Below are 22,444 nucleotides of genomic sequence, written 5' to 3' on the forward strand. Positions count from 1 at the left end.
TGTCCGTGCCTGCTCCCCGTCCATCCGGTCGGACCGATCTCAGCACCTGCCGTTTTTCCTCCCGTTGATCTCGATCAAAACCGGCGCAGCCGGAAGCCGCAGGCTGGTCGCAGCCCGAACGAGGAAGCCGCCCTTGCCCGCCGATGCCAGCAACGAGATCCACCGCTCGCCATTCGATCCGCTGCTGGAGGCGGCCGCGGCACTCGGGCCGATGCCGACCGCCGTGGTGCATCCCTGCGATGCGCTGTCGCTGCGCGGCGCGCTGGAGTCCGCGCGGAGCGGCCTCATCCGCCCCGTCCTGGTCGGGCCGCGGGCAAAGATCCTGCGCGCCGCGGAAGAAGCGTCGCTCGACCTGGGCGACTGCCTGGTCGAGGACGTGCCGCACAGCCACGCGGCCGCCGCACGCGCCGTGGCACTGGTGCGCGCCGGCACGGTGGCGGCTCTCCTGAAGGGGGCGCTGCACACCGACGAGCTGATGGCCGAAGTGGTCGACCGCGAGCGCGGCCTGCGTACCGAGCGCCGCATCAGCCACGTCTTCGCGCTGGACGTGCCGAGCTACCCGAAGCTGCTGTTCCTCACCGATGGCGCCATCAACATCGCGCCGACCCTCGAGGACAAGCGCGACATCGTGCAGAACGCGATCGACCTCGCGCATGCCGCGGGGGTGGCGCTGCCGCTGGTGGCCATCCTGTCGGCGACGGAAACGGTGAACCCGCGCATCGGCTCCACCGTCGACGCCGCGGCGCTGTGCAAGATGCGGGATCGCGGGCAGATCGTCGGCGCGGTGCTCGAAGGACCGCTGGCGTTCGACAACGCGGTGTCCATCGCGGCCGCCGCGATCAAGGACATCCGCTCGCCGGTCGCCGGGCACGCCGACATCCTGGTGGTGCCCGACCTGATGACCGGCAACATGCTCGCCAAGCAGATGGTCTACCTGGCGGGCGCGGTTTCCGCGGGAATCGTGCTGGGCGCGCGCGTGCCGATCGCGCTGACGAGCCGTTCCGACACGGCTCGTTCGCGCGCGGTTTCCTGCGCGCTGGCGCGGTTGTCCGTGTCCGATGCCGGGCGCGCGGCTCGATGAGGGAGGTCGTCCTCGCGCTGAACATCGGCTCGTCCAGCATCAAGCTGGCGGCGTTCGACGCCAGCTCGCTCGACCCCGTCCTGCGATGCGGCGTGGCGGACATCGGCCGCGACGCGCACGCAAGCTTCGAGATGGCCGGCGGCGCCCGCCTGGATGCGCCCGCGATGCCCGATGCCATGGACGTCCAGACCGCCGTGCACTGGCTGCTCGACGTCATGCACCTGCGCTGCCCGCGCCTGCGCATCGTCGCGATCGGCCATCGCGTGGTACACGGCGGCGCACGGCTCGACCGCCCGGTACGCATCGACGAAGCCGTGCTGGCCGAACTGGAGGCGCTGGTGCCGCTGGCGCCCGCGCACCAGCCGGCGGCGATCGCCGTGATCCGCAGCCTGGGCACGCTGCTGCCCGGCATGCCGCAGATCGCCTGCTTCGACACCGCCTTCCATCGCACCCAGCCGAAGCTGTCGCAGTGGTTCGCGCTGCCGCGCGCGCTGAGCGAATCCGGCATCGTGCGCGCCGGCTTCCACGGCCTCTCGTACGAATACATCGCCAGCGCGCTGCCGGCGGTCGCCGGCGCCGCCGCGCACGACAAGGTGGTGGCGGCGCACCTCGGCCACGGCGCCAGCGTGTGCGCCATGCGCGGCCTGCGCAGCGTCGCGACCAGCATGGGCCTCACTCCGTTCGACGGGCTGATGATGGGCACGCGCTGCGGCGCCATCGACCCCGGCGTGCTGCTCTACCTGCTGCAGGAGCACGAGATGGGCACGCACGAGCTGGCGGACCTGCTGGGGAACCGCTCCGGCCTGCTGGGCGTGTCCGGCATCAGCGACGACGTGCGCACGCTGGAAGCCAGCGCCGACCCGCGTGCAGGCGAGGCGCTCGACATGTTCGCCGGGCGCGCCGCCAGCGCCATCGCGGCGCTGGGCACCCAGCTCGACGGCCTGGAGGCGCTGGTGTTCACCGGCGGCATCGGCGAACACGCGTCGGCCATGCGCCGGCGCATCTGCGACCGGCTGGGATGGCTCGGCGTCTCCCTCGACCACGAGGCCAACCTCCGCCATGCGCGCCGCATCGACGGGGAACACGCTTCCGTCCGCGTGTTCGTGATCCCGACGGACGAGGAGGTCGTGATCGCGCGTGCGGCGCGGCGGTTGCTGCTCTGCTGACGGTGGCCCGCACGGGCCTGCGACAAACCGTCCCGATGCCCGGTGGCCGGGCCTGACGCAAATCAGGGCTGCCCCGGTGCGGGCAGCGCAGAATCCGTCCAGCCCCCTCTTTCACCAGGAGCAACACCCATGCGCAAGCTGATAGCCCTCGCCCTGTTCGGTCTCGCCTGCAGCCCGCTGATGGCGGCCGAATGCAGCACCACCGTCGAAGCGAACGACGCGATGCAGTACAACGTCAAGTCCATCACCGTGCCCAAGACCTGCAAGACCTTCAAGGTCACGCTCAAGCACACCGGCAAGCTGCCGGTGACCGCGATGGGCCACAACTGGGTGCTGGCGCGCGACTCCGACAAGTCCGGCGTGCTCGCCGACGGCGCGCAGGCCGGCGCCGCCAACAGCTACGAGAAGCCCGGCGACCCGCGCATCATCGCCCACACCAAGCTGATCGGCGGCGGTCAGTCCGATACCGCAACGATCAACGTGGCCAAGCTCAAGGCTGGCGAGCAGTACGCCTACTTCTGTACGTTCCCCGGCCATGCCGCGCTGATGAAGGGCACGCTGAGCCTGGGCAAGTAGGCCGGTCTCCCGCGACCGCCACCCGAACGCCCCGCCCGGCGCACGCGCGCCGGCCGGGGCCTTGCCGGAGCCACCATGGACAGCGCCTCGCCGGCGATTTTCCCACCATGCGACACCGAGCGCCGCTGGGTGCACGGCGCGCTGGACATGCTGGCGCAGGAAACCGCGCGCTCGGCCGACACCCACCTGCTCAAGCTCAATTTCGCCGGCTTCGACGGCATCGACTTCTACTTCAAGGACGAGTCGGTGCACCCCAGCGGCAGCCTCAAGCACCGCCTCGCCCGCTCGCTCTACCTCTACGCACTCTGCAACGGCCGCCTGCGCCAGGGCCAGGCCGTGGTCGACGCCTCCTCGGGCAGCACCGCGATCTCCGAGGCCTGGTTCGCGCGCCTGCTGGGCATCTCCTTCACCGCGGTGATGCCGGCCTGCACCGCGCCGCGCAAGATCCGCGACGTGCAGGCACTGGGCGGCCGCTGCGACCTGGTCGACGATCCGGGCCAGGTGCATGCGCGTGCCGCCGAACACGCCGCGCGCGGTGCCTGCCATCTTGACCAGTTCGGCCTCGCCGAGCGCGCCACCGACTGGCGCGGCAACAACAATATCGCCGAATCGATCCTGCGCCAGATGGCGCACGAGCCGCAGCCGGTGCCGACGTGGATCGTGTGCGGCGCGGGTACCGGCGGCACCTCGGCCACCATCGGCCGCTACCTGCGCTACCGGCGCCTCGACACCCGCCTGTGCGTGGCCGAACCCGCCGGCTGCGGCTTCGCCGAGGGCTGGCACACGCATGACCGCGAGGCCGTGGCGCGCCGGCCCACGCTGATCGAGGGCATCGGCCGACCGCGCGTGGAACCGGGCTTCCTGTTCGACGTGGTCGACCACGTGATCGAGGTGCCCGATGCCGCCTCGATCGCCGCCGCCTGGCTGCTCGACGACCTGCTCGGCCGCCGCTACGGCGGCTCCTCCGGCACCAACCTGGTGGCCTGCCTGCAGCTGGCTTCGGCCATGCGTACGCGCGGCGAGCGCGGCAGCATCGTGAGCCTGCTGTGCGACCCGGGCGTGCGCTATGCGGAGACGCTGTTCGATCCGGCGTGGCTGGCCGCCCGCCGCATCGACCTTGCCCCTTCGCGCGAGGCGATGCAGCGATGCCTCGCGCGCGGCTGCTGGGAACCGCCGCGCGACTGAGCGGACAGCTCGGCGACTGACCGGGATCATGGCGCGCCAGCCTGTGCACGGCGAGCCTTGCGCCATGAGCCACCACGACCTGCGTTCCTTCCTCGACCAGCTCGAACGCCGGCAGCAGCTGCTGCGCGTGCGGGCGCCGGTCGATCCCCGTCTGGAAACCACGGCACTGTGCCATCGCGCCCTGCGCGAGGGCGGCCCCGCGCTGCTGATGGAGCGACCGGTCGGATCCGGCCACGCCTTCCTCGGCAACCTGTTCGGCCACCGCCGCCGCATCGAGCTGGCGCTGGCCGGGCGGCCGCTGGCGAGCCTGCGCGAGCTGGGCCAGTTGCTGGCTGCGGTCAAGGAGCCGCGCTGGCCGGCCAGCCTGCGCCAGGCGCTGGCCAGCTGGCCCGAGCTGGCGCAGCTCGCCCACGTGGCGCCGCGCTATGTGGACGACGCCGCGTTCCTGCACGACACCGTGGAAGGCGACGACATCGACCTCGCGCGGCTGCCGATCCAGCACTGCTGGCCCGGCGATGCGGGCCGGCTGGTCACGCTGGGCCTGGTGATCACCCGCGGCACCGGCAAGCGCCGGCAGAACGTGGCGATCTACCGCCAGCAGCTGATCGGTCCGAACCGCGTCATCATGCGCTGGCTGCCGCACCGCGGCGGCGCGCTGGACTACGCCGACTGGCGCATCGATCGCCCGCACCAGCCGTTTCCGGTACTGGTGGCGATCGGCGCGGACCCCGCCACCCTGCTCGCCGCGGTGGCACCGGTGCCCGACACGCTCAGCGAATACGAATTCGCAGGCCTGCTGCGCGGCGAACGCACGCGGCTGTGGCGCAGCGAGCTGACCGGGCTGGACGCGCCGGCCGGCGCCGAGATCCTGCTGGAAGGCTTCATCCATCCCGGCGACACCGCGCTGGAAGGCCCGTTCGGCGACCACACCGGCTACTACAACGCGCGGGACCGCTTCCCCGTGCTCACCGTGGAGCGCATGCGCCTGCGCAAGGATGCGATCTACCAGGGCAGCTACATGGGTCGCGCGCCGTTCGACGAGCCCTCGGTGCTGGCGATGGCGCTGAACGAGGTGTTCGTGCCGATCCTGCAGAAGGGGTTCCCCGAGATCACCGACTTCCACCTGCCGCCGGAGGCCTGCTCCTACCGCGTCGCGGTGGTGGCGATCCGCAAGCAGTACGCCGGCCATGCGCGACGCGTGATGATGGGCGTGTGGTCCTACCTGCGCCAGTTCACCTACACCAAGTTCGTGATCGTGGTGGATGCCGAGATCGACGCACGCGACTGGAAGCAGGTGATCTGGGCCATCGCCACCCGCGTCGATCCCGCACGCGACACGATGCTGGTGGAGAACACGCCGATTGACTACCTCGACTTCGCCAGCCCGGTCGCGGGGCTGGGCTCCAAGCTCGGCATCGATGCCACCAACAAGTGGCCGGGCGAAACCAGCCGCGAATGGGGCATACCGATCGCGCCGGACAGCGCGGTGGAGGCGCGCATGGATGCGCTGTGGCGTTCGCTGCGAGAATCGGCGGCAGACTCCCCGCCCGACCGCCGGAATCCTCGATGATCTTCGCCCTGTTCGGCCATGGCCGTTTCGGCCGCGCCTTCGCCGAGCTGCTGCAACGCGCCGGCCACGCCGTGCGCATCCACGATCCGCAGGCCGAGGTGCCTGCCGCGCTCGCCTGCGCCACGCCGGCCGCCGCGCTCGCCGGTGCCGACTGGGTGGTGCTGGCGATGCCGGTGCCGCACATGGAGGCGGCGCTGCGCGGGCTGCGCCCGCTGCTCGACGCGCGGCACACCGTGATCGACGTGGGCAGCGTGAAGGAGCTTCCCTGCGCGATGCTGGACCGGCACCTCGGCGACGCGGTACCGCACGCCGGCACCCATCCGCTGTTCGGCCCGCTCAGCCTCGCCCGCGGCGAGCCGCTGCGCACCGTGCTGTGCGCCAGCGCGCGCCACCCGGAAGCCGCCGAACGGACGCGGGTGCTGTTCGAATCGCTGGGCAGCGCGGTGATCGCGCAGGATGCGGCCACGCACGACCGCGCGATGGCGAAGACCCACGCGCTGGCCTTCTTCATCGCCCGCGCACTGGTGGAGATGGGCGTCGGCGACGACCTGTCGATGGCACCGCCGTCCTTCCTGGGCCTCGCCAACATGCTCGCCGCGGTGCGCGGCGACGCCGGCCACCTGTTCGCCGCGATCCAGCGCGAGAATCCCTACGCCGATGCCGCGCGCGAGGAGTTGCTGCAGCACCTGCAGCGGATCCAGCGCCGCCTGCGCGCCAGCGACGAGGCGATGCCGATACCGCCGCCGGACGCGGCCGCCACGCCGGTTTCACCGCGGCCGCGCCAAGCTGGCGACCCTGCCTCGCCCCGCGACACCTCCGGCTGACCCGTCCAGCCATCCACGGAGCCACGCATGACCGCCCTGTTGCGCCACGCGCGCGCCTCGCTGGAAACCATGTCGCCGGGCTACTTCAGCATGGTGATGGCCACCGGCATCCTGTCGCTGGCCGCACACCTGCTGGCGGTGCCGTTCCTGCCCACCGCCCTGTTCGCGCTGAACTGGCTGCTGTTCGCCGTCATCGGCGCGCTGGCGCTGCTGCGGGTGTGGTGGCATCCGCGGCGCGTGCTGCGCGACCTGTTCGACCATTCGCAGGCGCCGGGCTTCTTCACGTTCGTGGCGGCCTGCTCGATCCTGGGTTGCCAGAGCCTGCTGATCGGCCACAACCTGCGCCTGGCGGCCCTGCTGGGCGGCGTCGGCCTCGCCGCGTGGGTCGGCTCCACCTACACCATCTTCGCCGTGCTCACGGTGAAGGCGCGCAAGCCCACGCTCGACCAGGGCATCAACGGCGGCTGGCTGCTCGCCGTGGTGGCTACCCAGTCGATGAGCGTGCTGGCCGCGCTCCTCGCGCCCGACGTGGCGCAACCGCTGCGGCTGGAGCTCAACTTCTTCGCGCTGTCGATGTGGCTGTGGGGCGGCATGCTCTACATCTGGATGATGTCGCTGATCTTCTACCGCTACACCTTCTTCGCCTTCTCGCCGGCGGACCTGTCGCCGCCGTACTGGATCAACATGGGCGCCATGGCGATCTCCACCCTGGCCGGCTCGCTGCTCATCATCAACACGCCGCACGCGCCCTACCTGCTTTCCATGCTGCCCTTCATCAAGGGCTTCACCGTGCTGTACTGGGCCACCGGCACCTGGTGGATACCGATGCTGGCGGTGCTGGCGGTATGGCGCCACGGGGTGCGCCACTTCCCGTTCGCCTACGACCCGATGTACTGGGGTGCGGTGTTCCCGCTGGGCATGTACGCCACCAGCACGCTGCGCATGATGCAGGCGATGGACCTGGGCTTCCTCGGCCTGTTGCCGCACGCGATGTTCGCCGTGGGGCTGCTCGCGTGGCTGCTGCTGTTCGTCGGCCAGCTGCGCGCGCTGCCGCGGCACTGGCGGGCGACGGCGTAGCAGGACGCGCCGTCAGCGCAGCAGCACGAACGCCAGGATCAGCGCGAGCTGCGCCACCGGATAGAGGCTGGCGCGGTCGAACAGCCGCGCCGCACTGCTTCCCTCGCGCGACAGGCAGAGCGCGAGTCCCGGCCACAGCAGCAGGTACAGGCCGATCGCCAGGCTGGCGGCGAGATAGGGCATGCCCAGCGGCAGCGGCGACATCGCCGGCAGGCCCAGGCTGAGCACCACGCAGGCCAGCAGCGCCGCCAGCACCGCGGCGCCCGCCGTGCGCGGGCCGAACACCACCGGGATGGTGCGCGCGCCCACGCGGCGGTCCTCCTCCACGTCGTTCCAGTCGGCAGGGATGTTCTGCCCGCCGATCTCCCACGCCACCAGCCACGCCACCATCAGCGCGAGCAGCGCCGGATCGGGGCGCGGCACCACCACCAGCACGGCGGCGACCGGGCCCAGCGACTTCACCAGGCCACTCACCAGGGTGCGCCACCAGGTGACCTTGAGCAGCAGGCAGTAGGCGGTCTCCAGCACCGGCGCGGCCAGCACCACGACGACGAGGAACGGGTTCAGCCACCATGCACCGGCCAGCGCCACCAGGTACCAGACGGCAAACCAGGCGATGCCGCCCCTGAGACTCAGCTTGCCCTGCGCGATCGGATAGCGCAGCTCGGACGCCTCCACCGCGTAGCCGGGCTTGATGCCGCCGCCGGCGAATTTCTCGCGGTCCACCTTGACCCCGACGAGGTCGTTCAGCGCGTACAGCGCGGTGTAGCCCGCGGCGGCGGTGACTATGGCCACGGCGAGCACCGGCCAGGCGGGAAAATGGCCCAGCCACAGCAGGGCGGCGAAGCCGGTCATGGCGAGGTCGAGCACGCCGTGGCTGGAGCGCGAGAGGGCGAGGAACTTCTTCATCGGCTCAGCCCTGCCTGACGAAGCTCGCCATGTAGTTGACGTCTTCCCTGCCGTCGGCGACGCGAAAACGCCTGCCGAGCGGGTTGTACATCAGGCTGGCCACGCCGATGTAGTCCAGTCCGCTCCGCGCCGCCCAGCCGCGCAGCTCGGCGGGGCGGATCAGCCTGGCGTACTGGTGCGTGCCGCGCGGCAGGATGCGCAGGACGTACTCGCCGCCCACGATGGCGAACAGCCACGCCTTCAGGCTGCGGTCGATGGTGGAGAAGAACGCGCGGCCGCCAGGCTTGAGCAGTCGTGCGCAGGCGTCCACCACGGCGGCCGGGTCGGGCACGTGTTCGAGCATCTCCATGCAGGTCACCACGTCGTAGCGGCCGGCCTCGCGCGCGGCCAGCTCCTCCACGGTCTGCAGCCGGTAGTCGATGGCGAGGCCGGACTGCGCCGCGTGCTGGCGGGCGATCTCCAGCGTGAACGGCGACTGGTCGATGCCCACCACCCGCGCGCCGGCCCGGGCCAGCGCCTCGGCGAAGATGCCGCCGCCGCAGCCGATGTCCACGGTCTTCGCATCGCGCAGGTCGGCGCGGTCGGTCACGAAGCGCGTGCGCAGCGGGTTGATGACGTGCAGCATGCCCATCTTGCCGGCAGGATCCCACCACAGCCGGGCGACGCGGTCGAATTTCTCGATTTCCCGTGGATCAACGTTCGTGGGCAGGTTCATGGCGGGCCTCGAGTCGGTCGCGTAGCGCAAGGAGCGCGGCATCGAGTTCGCCGCGGGTGATGTCGTGGTGGAAGCTGCAGCTGCCGATGCCCGTGGGCAGCGGCACGCGCTGCAGGCCGTTGCGGTGCTCGACGCGATCCTGCAGCGACTGCCACATCGCGCCGGCATCGAGCGCGCCGTGGTCCGGCACGATGCCCAGCCGCTCGACCAGCGCGAACACGCGCGCGGCGGCGGTTTCGTCGAGCAGGCCGCGCCGCCGCGCGATCAGCACCGAGACGAGGACGTCCAGCAGCACCGCCTCGCCGTGCAGCAGGCGCTGCGGGTGGCGCGCCTCGAGGCCGTAGCTGAAGGTGTGGCCGAAGTCGACCCGGCGCGAGAGCTCCTCCTCGTGGAGGTTCGGCGCGAGCTCGTCCAGCATGCCGCCGATGGCGCGATCGAGGATGGCCCCGCCCGCGGCGTCGGCGAACGCGGTGGCGATGCCGTGCGCGCCGTCGGCCTCCAGCGCGGCGAACAGCGCGGCGTCGCAGACCACCGCGAGCTTGACGATCTCGCACACGCCGTTGACGAGGTGCCTTCGCGGCAGCGTGCCGAGGAAGCCCGGGTCGAGCAGCACCGCCAGCGGCGGCGTGAAGCTGCCCAGCCGGTTCTTGTGCCCGTTGAAGTTGATCCCCGCCTTGATGCCCAGCGCGGCGTCGATGTAGCCCATCAGCGTGGTGGGCACCTTGAGGTGCGGCAGGCCGCGCCGGTAGCTGGCGGCGAGGAAGGCCACCACGTCGGTGAGCACGCCGCCGCCGATGGCGATGACGGGCTCGTCGCGGCGATGGACGGGAAAGGCATCGAGCCGGCGCGCGAGGTCCTGCCAGGTGTCGATGGTCTTGTGCTCCTCGCCGCCCGGCACCGCCACGATGCGCGCCTCGATGTCGTGGGCGGCGAACCAGGCGCGGATCGCCGCGCCATGGAAGCGCATCACGTTGGCGTCGAGCACCACGAAGCGGCGTCCGCCCGGACGACCGAAGCCGAGCAGCACGTCGCTGTGCGGCGCGAACAGCGCCGGCGCCTTCACCACGTCGTAGGCCACCGGTCGCGTGGCACGTACCTGCCAGCGCTGCGTCGCGCCGCTCATGCGGCGTCCAGCCAGTGCGCGCGGCGGGCGAGGATCTCGCGCGCCACGCGCTGTGCGTCGGCAAGGCTGTGGTCGCGGAAGTTGCCGCACTGGCCGATGCTGGCGTAGGGCACCGCCTCGGCCTGCCGCATGTCGCGCAGGACGCGTTCGAGGGTGTCGCACAGCACCTGCGCCCGGCCCTCGCCCACGAAGCCCAGGTAGAAGCCGGTGCGGCAGCCCATCAGGCCGACGGAAAGGAAGTGCTCGGGCAGCAGGCGGGTGAAACCCTCGAGCAGGAAATGCTCGACCGAATGCAGCTCGGTGCTGGTGAGCACCTCGCCGCAGTTCGGCAGCCGCACGCGCAGGTCCACCGCATAGACCACGTCGCCCGCCGCGCCTCGCCGCGCCGAACGCAGCTTGACGGCGGGCGCCTTGAGCCGGCGATGGTCGAGTTCGCCGGCAAGGCCTGCCGGCCAGCCGAGCGCGACCTCGTCGAACCAGGCGTTGCCGTTCATGGGCGCCTCACGCCGCCGCGGCGAGCGGCGCGAGATGGCGGTAGCTGGCCTCCAGCGCCGCCTGCCAGCCATCGACATGGTGGTAGAGCTCCACCGCGCCGTAGCCGGCGAAGCCGTGCGCGGCGAGTGCCTGGAAGCTCGCTGCGAAATCCAGCGTGCCCTGCCCCGGGATCTCGTGGAAATGCGCGATGCCGGTGCGCGTGTTCGCCATCATGCGCCCGACCAGCGGCGCACGCTTCGCGCCACGCAGGTACGCCGCCACCGGGCGCGCGCGCTCCAGCACGTCATGGCTCAGCCCGGGGATCGAGATCAGCCAGGTGAACAGCTCTTCGTCCAGCGGCGAGCGGCCGGCGTAGAGGCTGGCGTAATCCACCACCTGGAGCGGTGTGGCGACGCCGGCGCGGGCCAGCAGCGCGTCGATGCGCGCCTGTCGCGCGCGGGTGGGTGCGGCCTCGCGGAAGTGGATCGGGTGCGCGCGATCCACCAGCAGGAAGTCGCAGGTGTCGGCGAAATGCACCAGCGTGCTGGCGTGGGCGAGATCGAAGGCGGGATCGTCCGCGTCCTGCGCGATCTTCAGGTTGTAGCCCGCACGTGCGTCGGAGATGTGCAGATACCGCGCGTGCGGCGCCGCCTCGGCGAGCGCGGCGACGTAATCGGGCTCGGAGCAGTAGGCGTGGCAGATGTCGATGTGCAGCTTGAACTTCGGCGAGCCGACCGCTCGCATCAGCGCGAGGCCGTCGGCCAGCGTCTCGACGCGCATGCCGGGCTCCGGCTCGATCAGCAGCGTGATGTCCTCGTCGTCGCGGATCGCGGCAAGGCATTCGCGGATCGAGTCGACCAGGAGTTCGTCGGGATCGACCTCGGGATGGGCCACGTGTTCGTCGCGCAGGAAGCCGCTGCCGAAGCTCACCAGCCTGACGCCGAGCTTGCGCGCCACGTGTACACCGCGCCTGACCAGGTCGATGCGGCGCCTGCGCGCGGCGCGCTCCAGTGCCATCAGCGAGGGTTCGTGCGGGCGCTGCGGATCGAAGAAGTGCGAGGCGGTGGCCACGCAGGCCGGCTCGACGCGCAACGCATCGAGCCGGCGCCGCACCCGGGCGAGGTCGTCGTCGTCGAGGTCGAAAGGGTTGAACTGCTCGCGGTGGAAGGCGATCTCCACGCCCGCGTAGCCGGCGCGATCCACCGCGTCGATGGCGTCCAGGAAATCGAGATTGGTCAAACCGAACGTGCTGTAGCCGAGCTTGATCGCGCCCATGGTGGAATTCCGGCCGGGACTGGCGCCCTCGATGGCGCGCCATGGTGCGGCACGCGCGGGCGTGGGGGTTTGACGCGCGTCAGCCCGGGGGCAGGTGCCGCGCGCCGCGTGGAAATGTCAGCCCGTGGCGGGCGGCTTGCCGGCGTCGAGCAGTGCCAGCGCTTCGCGCAGTTCGGCCTGCAGCGCCGTCCACGAGCGCTCCCACTGGCCGGGATTCGGCTTGGCCAGCGTGAAACGCTGCAGCTTCGCCTGCGCCTTGGCCAGCTGCTCGCGCAAGGCGGCGGCATCGGCCAGTGCGCGCTCGTGCTCGTCGCGCCCGATGAAGAACACCTTGCGGTCCTTGCAGACACCGATGCACGGCTGCGGCGCCTCGATCCGGCCGCAGCCGATGCATTGCCATGCCTGGATGTATTCGGTCATGTGCGTCGCACCGCCTGTGTCGATGGAAGCATCGTGCGCCATGTGCGCGGCGGGGCTCTTGATCCGGATCAGCGCCGCACCCGACCCGACGGGAAATCCTTGGCGCTCAATGCGCATGCCCCGCAGCCGTCGTCCAGCCCGGCGCCTCGAAATAGCGCGGATACCCGGCCACCGCCTCGCGCATCGCGGCGAGCTGGCCCATGTCCCGGGGATTGGCCTTGAACTTCTGCGCGGCGGCGAGCAGCGGCACCAGCATGCCATGCAGCACTGCATCCCGCTCGGGAGGGAGCTTGCACTTGGCGAAGATGCCGGCAGCCGATTCCTCGATCGCGTCCACGCGATCCAGCGCCAGCGTGGCGTCCATGTGGCCCATCTCGTAATGGCGCAACTGCTCCAGCGCGGTGTGGATCTGCTCCATGCCGGTGCGCAGCGTGGCGTCGGGCTGCCATGGATGCGCCGGCGGCGGCATCGGCGCGGCGACGTGCGTGTGCGCGGCGTGGTCGTGCTGGGCCAGTGCTGCGCCGGGCGCCAGCACGAGCAACGCGGCGGCAGCGAACAGGCTGGCGTGGAAGGTCGTCGTCATCGGAGAACTCCTGCCTGCAGGCGGATGCCGCGGCCGTTCCGATGCTAGGCGACGCCCGTCGCGCGGCCTTGATCCACGGCAAGCTGACCCACGTCAACGCCGCGGCGGCTTGTCGCAGCCACGATGCACGCACCTTTCCCGCGCGGAGCGCCGTCCATGCGACTGGCCTGCTCCGCCGGCAATCCGCCGGCGCCGAACGCGCCGGTCGCCGCGGATGACGACATGCAGGACACCATGAAGCTCAGCCTCGGCCCGCTGCCGCCCTGCTGGCCACGCGAACGCACGCACGCCTTCTATCGCGAGGCGGCAGACTGGCCGGTGGAGATCATCCATCTCGGCGAAGCGGCGCCCGGCAACGGCGGTGAACCCCCGGTGGTCGACTGGATCGAGCTCGCCGCGGAACTGGCCGACAAGGGCAAGCAGGTGGTGCTCTCCGCGCTCGCCCTGCCCGCAGCCGCATCGGCATCGGGCGTGCTGGAGCGCCTCGTCGCCGAACGCCGGGGCCTGATCGAGGCCAACGACCTCGCCGCGGTGCAGTTGTGCCGCGAACGCGGCGTACCCTTCGTGGCCGGCCCCGCGCTCAAGATCCGCAGCCACGCGGAGCTCAGGCGGCTGATGGACGACGGCCTGGTGCGCTGGGTGCCCGGCGTGGAACAGGGCCGCGAGCCGCTCCGCGCGCTGCGCGATGCCGTGCTCGCCGCGGGCCTGCCGATGCCCGAACTGGAAGTGATCGCCTACGGCCGCCTGCCGCCGATCGCCCGCGAGGGCAGCTCCTCCCCGCGCCTTGATGGCATCCGGCCCCATGGCGGCGAGATCGTCGACCTCGGCCCCGAGCTGCCGCAGCTGCGCGAACTGGGCGTGGACGTGCTGCGCCTGTGCCCGCGCGCCGAGGGCATGGCCGCGATCGTCGCCCACTACCACCTTGCCCGCCGCTCGCCGCAACCGCCGCCGCGTATCGCCGCACGCAACAGCTGTTGGCACGGCGAGGCGGGGATGCGGACGGCGGACGCATCCCGACGCCTGTCGCAGGGATGTTGACCAGCCCGGCCCGCGCCAACCCTACACCCGCGCGAACACCAGGCTGGCGTTGGTGCCGCCGAAGCCGAAGCTGTTCGACATCACGGCGTCGAGTCGCGCCTCGCGGCTCCCGCGCAGGATGGGGAAGCCCTCGGCGCGCGGGTCCAGCGTGTCGATGTTGGCCGAGCCGGCCATGAAGCCGCCCTGCATCATCAGCAGGCTGTAGATCGCCTCGTGCACGCTGGCGGCGCCCAACGAGTGGCCGGTGAGCGCCTTGGTCGAGGACAGCGGCGGCATCGCCTGGCCGAACACCTCGCGCACGGCCTGCAGTTCCACGATGTCGCCCAGCGGCGTGGCGGTGCCGTGGGTGTTGAGGTAGTCGACCGGGCGCGCGAGGTTCGCCAGTGCCATCCGCATGCAGCGCACCGCGCCCTCGCCCGAGGGCGCCACCATGTCGGCGCCGTCGGAGGTGACGCCGTAGCCGACGAGCTCCGCATGGATGCGCGCACCGCGCGCCTTGGCGTGCTCGTAATCCTCCAGCACCAGCATGCCGCCGCCACCGGCGATCACGAAACCGTCGCGGTTGGCGTCGTAGGGGCGCGAGGCGGCCTGCGGCGTGTCGTTCCAGCCGCTGGACAGTGCGCCCATCGCGTCGAACTGCGCGGTCATGCCCCAGTGCACTTCCTCGCCGCCGCCGGCGAACACCACGTCCTGCGCCCCGTGGCGGATCAGGTCGGCCGCCGCGCCGATGCAGTGCGCCGAGGTGGCGCAGGCCGCGGCGATGGAATAGCTGAGACCGAGGATGCCGAACGCGGTGGCCAGCGTGGCCGACACGGTGGAGCACATCGTGCGCGGCACCATGAACGGCCCCACCTTGCGCACGCCCTTGCCGCGCAGCAGGTCGGCCGCCTCGATCTGCCACTGCGCCGAGCCGCCACCGGAGCCGGCCACCACGCCAGTGCGCGGGTGGCTCACTTCGTCGCGGCCGAGGCCCGCGTCGGCGATCGCCGAGCGCATCGCGAGATAGGCGTAGGCGGCCGCGTCGCCCATGAAGCGGCGCAGCTTGCGGTCGATGGCGGCGTCGAGGTCCACCTGCGGCGCGCCCGCCACCTGGCTGCGCAGGCCGCGCGCGGCGTAGTCGGGAATCTGGCGGATGCCGCTCTTCAGGTCCTGCAGCGCACGCGACACCGTGTCCGCCACGTCGCCGAGGCAGGAGACGATGCCCATGCCGGTCACCACCACGCGGCGCATGTCAGAAGCCCTCGGTGGACTGGAACAGGCCCACGCGCATGTCGCTGGCCGTGTAGATCGGACGGTCGTCGACATAGGTCTTGCCATCGGCGATCACCAGTGCCAGCTTGCCGCGCATCACGCGCCGGATGTCGATCTCGTAGCGCACCCGTTTCGCGCTGGGCAGCACCTGGCCGGTGAACTTCACCTGGCCCACGCCCAGCGCGCGGCCGCGGCCTGGCTCGCCCAGCCACGGCAGGAAGAAGCCGGAGAGCTGCCACATCGCGTCCAGCCCCAGGCAGCCCGGCATCACCGGGTCGCCCTGGAAGTGGCAATCGAAGAACCACAGCCGCGGCGTGATGTCGAGCTCGGCGTGGATCACGCCCTTGCCGTAGGCGCCGCCTTCTTCCGCGATCTTCGTGATGCGGTCGAACATCAGCATCGGCGGCGCGGGCAGCCGCGCGTTGCCCTCGCCGAACAGTTCGCCGCGGCTGCAGGCCAGCAGGGCCTGGAAATCGTAGGAGGACGGCCGGGTCATGGATCGCTCGCAAGTCAGGGATTCGAGAGTGTGCGGGGCGCCGCGGCCGCACCTCTTGACCCACGTCAGCGCAACGCGGGCGTATGGAGCCTGTCGCCCGGGACACGAGGTCGCAGGCACGGCGCGCATCGATGTCGCGGAATCAGGCCCGCAGAGCGCGGCCTACATGGGGCAGCCCCGGTCCTCGCGACAGTGCGCGCCCAGGCTGCGCCGACGCAGGCGCATCGCGCGCAGCAGCGCCTTGGCGAGGCGCATCTGCCAGCCGGCGTCGGCGGCGGCCGCGCAGACACGCCAGGCATCGCGCAGCGCCACGGCCTCGCGCACCGGGCCGGCCGCGCGCCACAGCAGTCCGCGCAGCGCGGACAGGCTTTCCGGCGACAGCGAGACACCGCGCTCGGCCCAGCGGTGCACGCCCTGCCCGGCCGCCGGCGCCGCGGCGGCCAGCACCGCACCGAGCCGGCGCCCGCCGGCCACCGCCTCCAGCAGCGAATTGCTGGCCAGCCGGTTGGCGCCGTGCACGCCGTTGCAAGCCGCCTCACCCACCGCGTACAGGCCGGGCAGCGAGCTGCGGCCGTCGAGGTCGGTGGCCACGCCGCCCATGTGGAAATGCGCCACCGGGGTGATCGGCAGCCGTTCGCGGCGCGGGTCCAGCCCGTGTGCGCGGCAGGCCGCGAGCACGGTGGGGAAGCGGACACGCCAGTCGCCCTCGATGGACGTGGCGTCCAGCCACGCGCCGCCGCCCTGTCGGCATGCCTGCCACACCCGCCGCGCCACCACGTCGCGCGGGGCGAGGTCGCCCAGCGGATGCAGGTCGCGCATCAGGGGTTCGCCCGTGCTGTCGACGAGGCGCGCGCCAGCGCCGCGCAGCGCCTCGGTGAGCAGCGGCAGGCTGTGGCCTTCCACCGCGAGCGCCGTGGGATGGAACTGCACGAACTCCAGGTCGCGCGCCGCCGCCCCCGCCGCCAGCGCCAGCGCGAGGCCCGCTCCGTCCGCCCCCGGCGGATTGCTGGTATGCGCCCACAATGCGCCGATGCCGCCGGTGGCGAGCACCACCGCGGCCGCCTCGATTTCCTCGTGGCGGCCTTGCCCGTCGCGCACGCGCACGCCGGCCACGCGGCCGTCGCGCAGCAGCAACGCCTCCGCATCGACGCCGCCGCGCCATTGCACGTGCGCCGCGGTCTGCACCTGCGCGCGCAGCGCACGCACCAGCGCCGCGCCGGTGGCGTCGCCGCCCGCGTGCGCGATGCGGTGCGCGCCATGGCCACCTTCGCGGCCCAGTTGCAGGCGACCGTCGGGGCCGCGATCGAAGGCCACGCCCTGCGCCGCCAGCCACGCCACCGTGTCGGGCGCCGCCGCGCACAGCCAGCGCACCGCGGCTACGTCGTTGTGGTTGGCGCCCGCTTCCAGCGTGTCGCGCGCATGCGCCCCGCTGCCGTCGCCGTCGCCCAGCGCGGCGGCGATGCCGCCCTGGGCCAGCGCGCTGGCGCTGCCGCTGCCGTCGGCCGCGCGGCACAGCAGGCGCACCGGCGCCGGCGCGGCGGCCAGCGCCGTGGCCATGCCGGCCACGCCGCTGCCGATCACCACCACGGGCCGCCGCGCGCGCCTCACACGGATTCGCGCCGGCCCACCGCCAGCATGCGTTCCAGCGCACGGCGCGCGCCGGCGATGACATCGGCAGGGATCTCGATGACGTGCTTCAGGTCGCGCAGCGCGGCATGGATGTTGGGCAAGGTGATGCGCTGCATGTGCGGACACAGGTTGCAGGGCTTGATGAACTCGGTGGCGGGGAACTGCGACTTCAGGTTGTCGGCCATCGAGCACTCGGTGATCATCGCCACCCGCGCCGGCCTCTCGCGCGCCAGCCACTTGCCCATGGCGGTGGTGGAGCCGACGAAGTCGGCCTCGGCCAGTACTTCGGGCGAGCACTCCGGATGCGCCACCACCATGCTGCCGAACTGCTCGCGCACGTGCCGCACTTCCTGCGCGGTAAAGCGCTCGTGCACCTCGCAGCGGCCATGCCACAGGACGATTTCCACGTTCGTCTGCCTGGCGATGTGGCGGCCGAGGAACTCGTCGGGCAGGAAGATCACCTTCGGCGCGCCCATCGCCTCCACCACCTGCACCGCGTTGGCCGAGGTGCAGATCGCGTCGGACTCGGCCTTCACCGCGGCGGAGGTGTTCGCGTAGCTCACCACCGGCACGCCGGGGTGGCGCGCCTTCAGCGCGCGCACGTCGTCGGCGGTGATCGAGGAAGCCAGCGAGCAGCCGGCCTCGAGGTCGGGCAGCAGCACGGTCTTCTGCGGCGCGAGGATCTTGGCGCTCTCGGCCATGAAGTGCACGCCGCACATCACGATCAGATCGGCGTCGCAATTGCGCGCGGCCTGCGCCAGCCCCAGCGAATCGCCGGTGACGTCGGCCACACCGTGGAAGATCTCCGGCGACTGGTAGCTGTGCGCCATGATCACCGCGCCGCGCTGCCGCTTCAGCTCGTTGATGGCGGCTATCCACGGCAGGTGCAGCGGAATTTCCAGGCAGGGCACCAGCGGTTCGAGGCGCGCGGCCAGCGCGGCGTACTCGTGTTCGAGGTCGTCGCGCCAGGCGGGCACGGACAGGTCGGCAAGTTCGGGCATGGCGGTCGGTGATGGGAGGTTCAGTGCTTCCGGTACGCCTCGCGCGCGGCACGGGCAAGGCGGGCGCCGCGGTTCAGCGCGATGCGCAGGCCCAGCGGCACCGATTCCCACGGCAGGCGGTCGAGCAGGCTGCGCGCGGCGAGGCGCAGTTCGGTGTCGCCGGTGAGCGCCAGGCGACCCTCGGAGTACAGCGTATCGGCATCCTCCAGCCGGCTGGCGAGCAGCAGCAGGTCGGTGGCGCTGCCGCGCACGCCGGCTTCGGGCGCTTCGTCGACCGCCACCAGCCATCCGTCGCGCAGGGTCAGCACCCAGTGCAGGCCAAGGTCGCTCACTTCGATGCCGAACCGGCGACCGATCAGGAAATCGAGCGCGCCGCCGGCAAGCGGCGAGGCCAGCATGCGCGCCATCGCGCGTTCCAGCACGGTGCGTTGCCAGCGCAACGGCAGAACGCGCAACAGCGGCGCGAGCCGCTGCGGCGGCGGCAGCAGGCGCAGCATCGCGGTGGCGCGGGGATGGTCGGATGGTGGATTCATGCCATCAAGCATGACCGGTGCCATGCCCTGCCTGCCTTGATCCGCGTCAGCCGGCAGGCCTTGTCGCCGGCCGGCAGCGGCAGCCGCGCTTCCGGACAGTCGCGCGGCCCGCTGGACCACGCGGTGGCGAGTGGCAGCAGCGGACCGCTGCCACCTATCCGGCGGACGCGCAGCGGCGGCACGACGGCGCCATGCACTCAGGCGGCGCCGTCATCGGCTCCCGCCTGCAGCGCCACGGCGGCCGGCAGCACCTCTTCCGCGTATACCTGCGCCGCCTCGGCCGGATCGAAATCGGCGTGCTTGCGCTTCTTCACGCCGTAGTCGGACAGCACCAGATGGGTGTCGGCCACCACTCCCGCGTTGGCGAGACAGGCGGCAGCGCATTTCAGCACGCAGCCGTCCAGCGCAAGGATGCGCCGTCCGCTCTGCGCGGTGCGCACCAGGCCGGTGACGCCGCCACCCACGCCGGCGATGCAGGACATCTCGGCCGCGCCGGCGCGGTCCAGCCGCAACGCGAGGTGGTTGGCCATCTGCGCCGCGCTGGAACAGCCGGAGCAGGAATACACCAGGGGAAGATCGTGGCTCATCGGGACATCCTCAGGCAGGCCGTTCCACGCAGCGGACGAAGGCGCGTGCGCCGCGCAACGCGCCCAGCAAGGCGTGGCCGTGCACGGCCCAGGCGCCCAGTTGCGCCAGTCCGGCCAGCCGCGCCAGCCAGGACTGCGGCCACACCACCGCAAGCACCAGGCATGGCGCGGCTACCGCCTGCGCCAGCAGCGCGCGCCGTTTGCTCGCATCCGGCAGCAGGCGCTGCACGCCGGGAATCTGCACGCCGCGCGGAACCCGATGGCGCAAGGCGATCCAGGTGACGAAGGGCACGATTTCCATCGCCATCGCGCCGACCAGCAATGGCAGGCCCACGCCCAGCGCCAGCGCGCCGGCAAGCAGGCCGCGACCGGCGAGCAGCGACACCGCCGCCAGCAGCAGCGCAACCAGGCCCATGCGCCAGTGCCGGTACAGCGCGTTGCGCCGCGCGGCCGGTACCGGCCACTGCAGGCCCAGCGCGGCCAGCGCGAACGCGCCACCGCCCGCGGCCGCCACTGCCGGCAGCACCACGCCCGTGCCATGCCGCAGGTGCCATGCGGAAGCCAGCGGCAGCGCCAGCGCCACGCCGGCCAGCCAGATCGCCTGCGCACGCGCCGGCACGCTGCCGGTGGCCTGGAACATCGGCATGGTGAGCCGCCCCACCGCGGCCAGCAGCAGCACCATCCAGCCCAGCACGCCGAAGGCCGCATGCACATCCACCGCAGCGGGCGACCACGGCCGCCCGCCGGCAAGCAGCAGGGCCAGCCCGCCGCCCGCCAGCGCTGCCGCCACGCCATAGCCCAGCGCCGCGCCGATGCCGGCGCGCAGCAGCCGTTCGCCGGCGGCGGCGAACACGCCGGGCAGTGTCATCGCCGCCAGCCACAAGAAAGCCAGCGGCAACAGGATGCCCGCGGCGAACAGCGGCACGCGCGCGGCGGCGTGCAGGCCGGCGACCAGCAGCAGCACACCGAGGTTGAACACCGCATGCAACCACGGCGCGCTGCGACGCCAGCACAGCTCCGCGCCTGCCGCCACCGGCAGGAACTGCAGCAGGCTGCCGAACATCGCGTTGCCCAGCACGCCCAGCGTCCACACGTGCACCAGCGCCAGCGTGGCGGGGTGCCAGCGGGCACCGAGTGGCGCATCGCCGTCGATCAGCAACAACATGCCGCCCGCCATGCCCCAGCACGGCATGGCCAGCAGGAAGCGCAGCGGCAGCGTGGCCGCGGGCGCCTGTTCAAGCCGCAGTTTCGGCATCTTCGCAGCGCTGGATCACCACGCGCACGCTGCCGTCGGCCTGCGGCGCTTCCGGCTCTGCGTCGAAGCCGAGGCGGGCAAGCTCCAGCAGCAGCGGACGGGGCAGACGCGGCGCCACGATGGCCACCGCCTCGCCCGGCGCCAGCCGCTCGGCAGCAGCCAGCGCACGCAGCATGGGTTCGGGCGCCTCGAGTCGGCGCAGGTCCAGTTCCCGGAAAATCATGTCGGCATTGCAGCATCGGCGATGCCATGCCGGCGCTGATGCAGGTCAAGCGCCGGCACGATGGCCACCGCAGGGGCGTCAGAACCTGTAGGCGATCATCACCCGGTCGTAGACGAAGGGCCGGTTGCCGGGGTTCAGGCCGATGCCGCCGATGGAACGCTCCCAGCGGTTGCGCAGCGACAGCCCCTGCAGGCGGCCGTCGAAGTTATAGGCGGTGTCGAAGTACACGTCGTGGCTGCGGCCGCTGCGTGCGGTGTCGTACTTCGCATAGGCGGCGGCGAGCTGCAGGCGTTCGTCGAGCAGGCCATAGACGAAGCGGGCCTTCCAGGCGCGGCCAGGACCCTGCTCCACCAGGCCGCGGATCATCGAGGTGGTGTACAGCGGATCGCTGGCCCAGCCTGCGGTGTACGGGGAGACCAGGCCGCCATCGCCGACCGCGCCGTCCCGCCGCGCGATCCGGTTCCAGGACAGGTCGAACCCGCCGTGCGGGATGTGGACGCCGACGTCGGCACCCCAGGCGCGGCTGCCCACCTTGCTGCCGGCGACGCCGAACAGCTTCGCCTGGCTCTGCGCCAGCGTGCTGCCCGCGCCGGCGCGCTCGCGGACGTACTGGGCGGCGACGAAGGGGTCGAGGCCGCTGCCGGTCCTGAACGTGTAGCTGCCATCGGCGTAGGCCATCCGCGCGAAGCCGATGAAGTCGTAGTACCAGGCCCTGCCCTTGAAACCGCCTTCCGCATAGGCGGTGCCGAGTGCCCAGGTGCCGGACATCGCCCTGGCCGTGGCGGGCAGTCCGCCGAGGCCGCCGTACATCGCGTCGCCGCGGTAGGTGGCCGGGTAGTAAAGGTTGTCGGAGTGGTAGCCGTTCGATGTGCGGCTCTTCCAGCCGAAGCTGCGCAGCGCGCAGACGTCCCAACCCCTGGCCGGGGCGAACCCTGCCAGCAGCGCCTAGTACGACGCCGGCAGCACGCGCGCGTCGCTGCTGCCCATCCATGGCGTGTCGAGGTACTGCTGGCCGGCACGCAGCAGCATGCCGTGGTTCCGGTACTGCACGTAAGCCTGGCCCAGCGCGCTGACGGCATTGTCCGTGCCCATCAGCGTGACGTCGTTCCTGGCCGGGTTCGACGGCTGCGTACCGAAAGCGTTGGCGCTCAGCAGCGAGGCGCCGAGGCCGAAACCGCCGCCGAAATCCGCGGTGCGCAGGTTGAGCAGCACGGCGCCGGACAGCGCCCGGGCATCAGGTTTGGCATCGGACGAATACAGGCGATTGAAATCGTAGAGGCGCAGTTCGCCGTCGATGTGGCCGTGGCTGAGGGGGTCGCCGAGCGCATCGGCGTGGCCGGCAAAACTCAGGCCGCCCAGCACGACGGCGGCGGCAACGGCGATCAGGGGGTGGCGCATTCGGGGAGCTCCGGAGGGGAAAAGGAAGTGATCGACCTGCCGCGCGCGACGCGCG

Annotated in this window: 25 protein-coding genes; 8 read left to right on the plus strand and 17 right to left on the minus strand. The window is 71.8% G+C overall.

Going from position 1 to position 22,444, the window contains the following annotated elements:
- The first annotated feature begins 133 nt into the window (after positions 1–133).
- The 7 genes from ACQGNW_RS14475 to ACQGNW_RS14505 all read left to right on the plus strand — a co-directional run bounded on the left by ACQGNW_RS14475 (position 134) and on the right by ACQGNW_RS14505 (position 7,479).
- Positions 134–1,081, plus strand: coding sequence for a bifunctional enoyl-CoA hydratase/phosphate acetyltransferase (locus ACQGNW_RS14475; RefSeq protein WP_426663924.1), 948 nt, complete (start codon positions 134–136; stop codon positions 1,079–1,081).
- Positions 1,078–2,247 carry an acetate/propionate family kinase gene (locus tag ACQGNW_RS14480; protein WP_426663925.1) on the plus strand — a complete coding sequence of 390 codons (1,170 nt, stop codon included), beginning with the start codon at positions 1,078–1,080 and terminating at the stop codon, positions 2,245–2,247. The genes ACQGNW_RS14475 and ACQGNW_RS14480 overlap by 4 nt, the downstream gene beginning before the upstream one ends.
- Positions 2,248–2,376: 129 nt before the next feature.
- Entirely contained in the window at positions 2,377–2,823 is a 447-nt protein-coding gene (gene azu / locus ACQGNW_RS14485; RefSeq protein ID WP_426663926.1) for an azurin, read from the plus strand.
- A gap of 75 nt (positions 2,824–2,898) precedes the next feature.
- Positions 2,899–4,008, plus strand: a complete 1,110-nt coding sequence (locus ACQGNW_RS14490) for a PLP-dependent cysteine synthase family protein (protein WP_426663927.1) — start codon at positions 2,899–2,901, stop codon at positions 4,006–4,008.
- 64 nt (positions 4,009–4,072) lie between these two features.
- Positions 4,073–5,578, plus strand: coding sequence for a UbiD family decarboxylase (locus tag ACQGNW_RS14495; protein WP_426663929.1), 1,506 nt, complete (start codon positions 4,073–4,075; stop codon positions 5,576–5,578).
- A complete protein-coding gene (locus tag ACQGNW_RS14500) occupies positions 5,575–6,402 on the plus strand; it encodes a prephenate dehydrogenase/arogenate dehydrogenase family protein (protein WP_426663930.1) in 828 nt (275 codons plus the stop codon). Before ACQGNW_RS14495 ends, ACQGNW_RS14500 begins: the two co-directional genes overlap by 4 nt.
- Positions 6,403–6,429: 27 nt before the next feature.
- Positions 6,430–7,479, plus strand: coding sequence for a tellurite resistance/C4-dicarboxylate transporter family protein (locus ACQGNW_RS14505; protein WP_426663931.1), 1,050 nt, complete (start codon positions 6,430–6,432; stop codon positions 7,477–7,479).
- Positions 7,480–7,491: 12 nt separating this feature from the next.
- Here ACQGNW_RS14505 and ACQGNW_RS14510 read toward each other — a convergent pair whose 3' ends face one another.
- The 7 genes from ACQGNW_RS14510 to ACQGNW_RS14540 all read right to left on the minus strand — a co-directional run bounded on the left by ACQGNW_RS14510 (position 7,492) and on the right by ACQGNW_RS14540 (position 12,978).
- Positions 7,492–8,388: a UbiA family prenyltransferase gene (locus ACQGNW_RS14510; protein WP_426663932.1), complete on the minus strand. Its 897-nt coding sequence runs from the start codon at positions 8,386–8,388 to the stop codon at positions 7,492–7,494.
- A gap of 4 nt (positions 8,389–8,392) precedes the next feature.
- Positions 8,393–9,103: a bifunctional 2-polyprenyl-6-hydroxyphenol methylase/3-demethylubiquinol 3-O-methyltransferase UbiG gene (gene ubiG / locus ACQGNW_RS14515; RefSeq protein WP_426663933.1), complete on the minus strand. Its 711-nt coding sequence runs from the start codon at positions 9,101–9,103 to the stop codon at positions 8,393–8,395.
- Entirely contained in the window at positions 9,081–10,226 is a 1,146-nt protein-coding gene (locus ACQGNW_RS14520) for a sedoheptulose 7-phosphate cyclase (protein WP_426663934.1), read from the minus strand. Before ACQGNW_RS14520 ends, ubiG begins: the two co-directional genes overlap by 23 nt.
- Positions 10,223–10,720 carry an S-ribosylhomocysteine lyase gene (locus tag ACQGNW_RS14525; RefSeq protein ID WP_426663935.1) on the minus strand — a complete coding sequence of 166 codons (498 nt, stop codon included), beginning with the start codon at positions 10,718–10,720 and terminating at the stop codon, positions 10,223–10,225. The genes ACQGNW_RS14520 and ACQGNW_RS14525 overlap by 4 nt, the downstream gene beginning before the upstream one ends.
- 7 nt (positions 10,721–10,727) lie before the next feature.
- Positions 10,728–11,975, minus strand: a complete 1,248-nt coding sequence (locus tag ACQGNW_RS14530) for a sugar phosphate isomerase/epimerase family protein (RefSeq protein ID WP_426663936.1) — start codon at positions 11,973–11,975, stop codon at positions 10,728–10,730.
- A gap of 117 nt (positions 11,976–12,092) precedes the next feature.
- The gene (locus ACQGNW_RS14535; protein WP_426663937.1) at positions 12,093–12,395 is read right to left on the minus strand and encodes a hypothetical protein; all 303 of its coding nucleotides are present in this window, start codon (positions 12,393–12,395) and stop codon (positions 12,093–12,095) included.
- Between the two features lie 106 nt (positions 12,396–12,501).
- Positions 12,502–12,978 (minus strand): DnrO protein, encoded by a 477-nt coding sequence (locus ACQGNW_RS14540; RefSeq protein ID WP_426663938.1) that lies wholly within the window; start codon positions 12,976–12,978, stop codon positions 12,502–12,504.
- Between the two features lie 156 nt (positions 12,979–13,134).
- Between ACQGNW_RS14540 and ACQGNW_RS14545 the strand changes: the two genes are divergently transcribed.
- A complete protein-coding gene (locus tag ACQGNW_RS14545) occupies positions 13,135–14,016 on the plus strand; it encodes a U32 family peptidase (RefSeq protein ID WP_426663939.1) in 882 nt (293 codons plus the stop codon).
- A 21-nt stretch (positions 14,017–14,037) separates the two neighbouring features.
- On the opposite strand, the gene fabB is transcribed toward ACQGNW_RS14545, so the two are convergent.
- The 10 genes from fabB to ACQGNW_RS14595 all read right to left on the minus strand — a co-directional run bounded on the left by fabB (position 14,038) and on the right by ACQGNW_RS14595 (position 22,389).
- Entirely contained in the window at positions 14,038–15,246 is a 1,209-nt protein-coding gene (gene fabB, locus ACQGNW_RS14550; RefSeq protein WP_426663940.1) for a beta-ketoacyl-ACP synthase I, read from the minus strand.
- 1 nt (position 15,247) lies between these two features.
- Positions 15,248–15,763 (minus strand): 3-hydroxyacyl-[acyl-carrier-protein] dehydratase FabA, encoded by a 516-nt coding sequence (gene fabA / locus ACQGNW_RS14555; RefSeq protein WP_426663941.1) that lies wholly within the window; start codon positions 15,761–15,763, stop codon positions 15,248–15,250.
- Positions 15,764–15,925: 162 nt separating this feature from the next.
- Entirely contained in the window at positions 15,926–17,371 is a 1,446-nt protein-coding gene (locus ACQGNW_RS14560; RefSeq protein WP_426663942.1) for an L-aspartate oxidase, read from the minus strand.
- Positions 17,368–18,393 (minus strand): quinolinate synthase NadA, encoded by a 1,026-nt coding sequence (gene nadA / locus ACQGNW_RS14565; protein WP_426663943.1) that lies wholly within the window; start codon positions 18,391–18,393, stop codon positions 17,368–17,370. Before nadA ends, ACQGNW_RS14560 begins: the two co-directional genes overlap by 4 nt.
- A gap of 20 nt (positions 18,394–18,413) precedes the next feature.
- Complete coding sequence (gene ubiT, locus ACQGNW_RS14570) at positions 18,414–18,926, minus strand: ubiquinone anaerobic biosynthesis accessory factor UbiT (protein WP_426663944.1); 513 nt, start codon at positions 18,924–18,926, stop codon at positions 18,414–18,416.
- 197 nt (positions 18,927–19,123) lie between these two features.
- Complete coding sequence (locus ACQGNW_RS14575) at positions 19,124–19,513, minus strand: putative zinc-binding protein (protein ID WP_426663945.1); 390 nt, start codon at positions 19,511–19,513, stop codon at positions 19,124–19,126.
- Between the two features lie 10 nt (positions 19,514–19,523).
- On the minus strand, positions 19,524–20,768 hold the full coding sequence (locus ACQGNW_RS14580) for a hypothetical protein (RefSeq protein ID WP_426663946.1): 1,245 nt from the start codon (positions 20,766–20,768) through the stop codon (positions 19,524–19,526).
- Positions 20,749–20,991 carry a DUF2249 domain-containing protein gene (locus ACQGNW_RS14585; protein ID WP_426663947.1) on the minus strand — a complete coding sequence of 81 codons (243 nt, stop codon included), beginning with the start codon at positions 20,989–20,991 and terminating at the stop codon, positions 20,749–20,751. The genes ACQGNW_RS14580 and ACQGNW_RS14585 overlap by 20 nt, the downstream gene beginning before the upstream one ends.
- Positions 20,992–21,069: 78 nt before the next feature.
- Entirely contained in the window at positions 21,070–21,801 is a 732-nt protein-coding gene (locus ACQGNW_RS14590) for a hypothetical protein (protein ID WP_426663948.1), read from the minus strand.
- 135 nt (positions 21,802–21,936) lie between these two features.
- Complete coding sequence (locus ACQGNW_RS14595; protein ID WP_426663949.1) at positions 21,937–22,389, minus strand: hypothetical protein; 453 nt, start codon at positions 22,387–22,389, stop codon at positions 21,937–21,939.
- Positions 22,390–22,444: the final 55 nt, after the last annotated feature.

The organism is Rhodanobacter aciditrophus, assembly GCF_050026795.1.
GTDB lineage: Bacteria > Pseudomonadota > Gammaproteobacteria > Xanthomonadales > Rhodanobacteraceae > Rhodanobacter_A.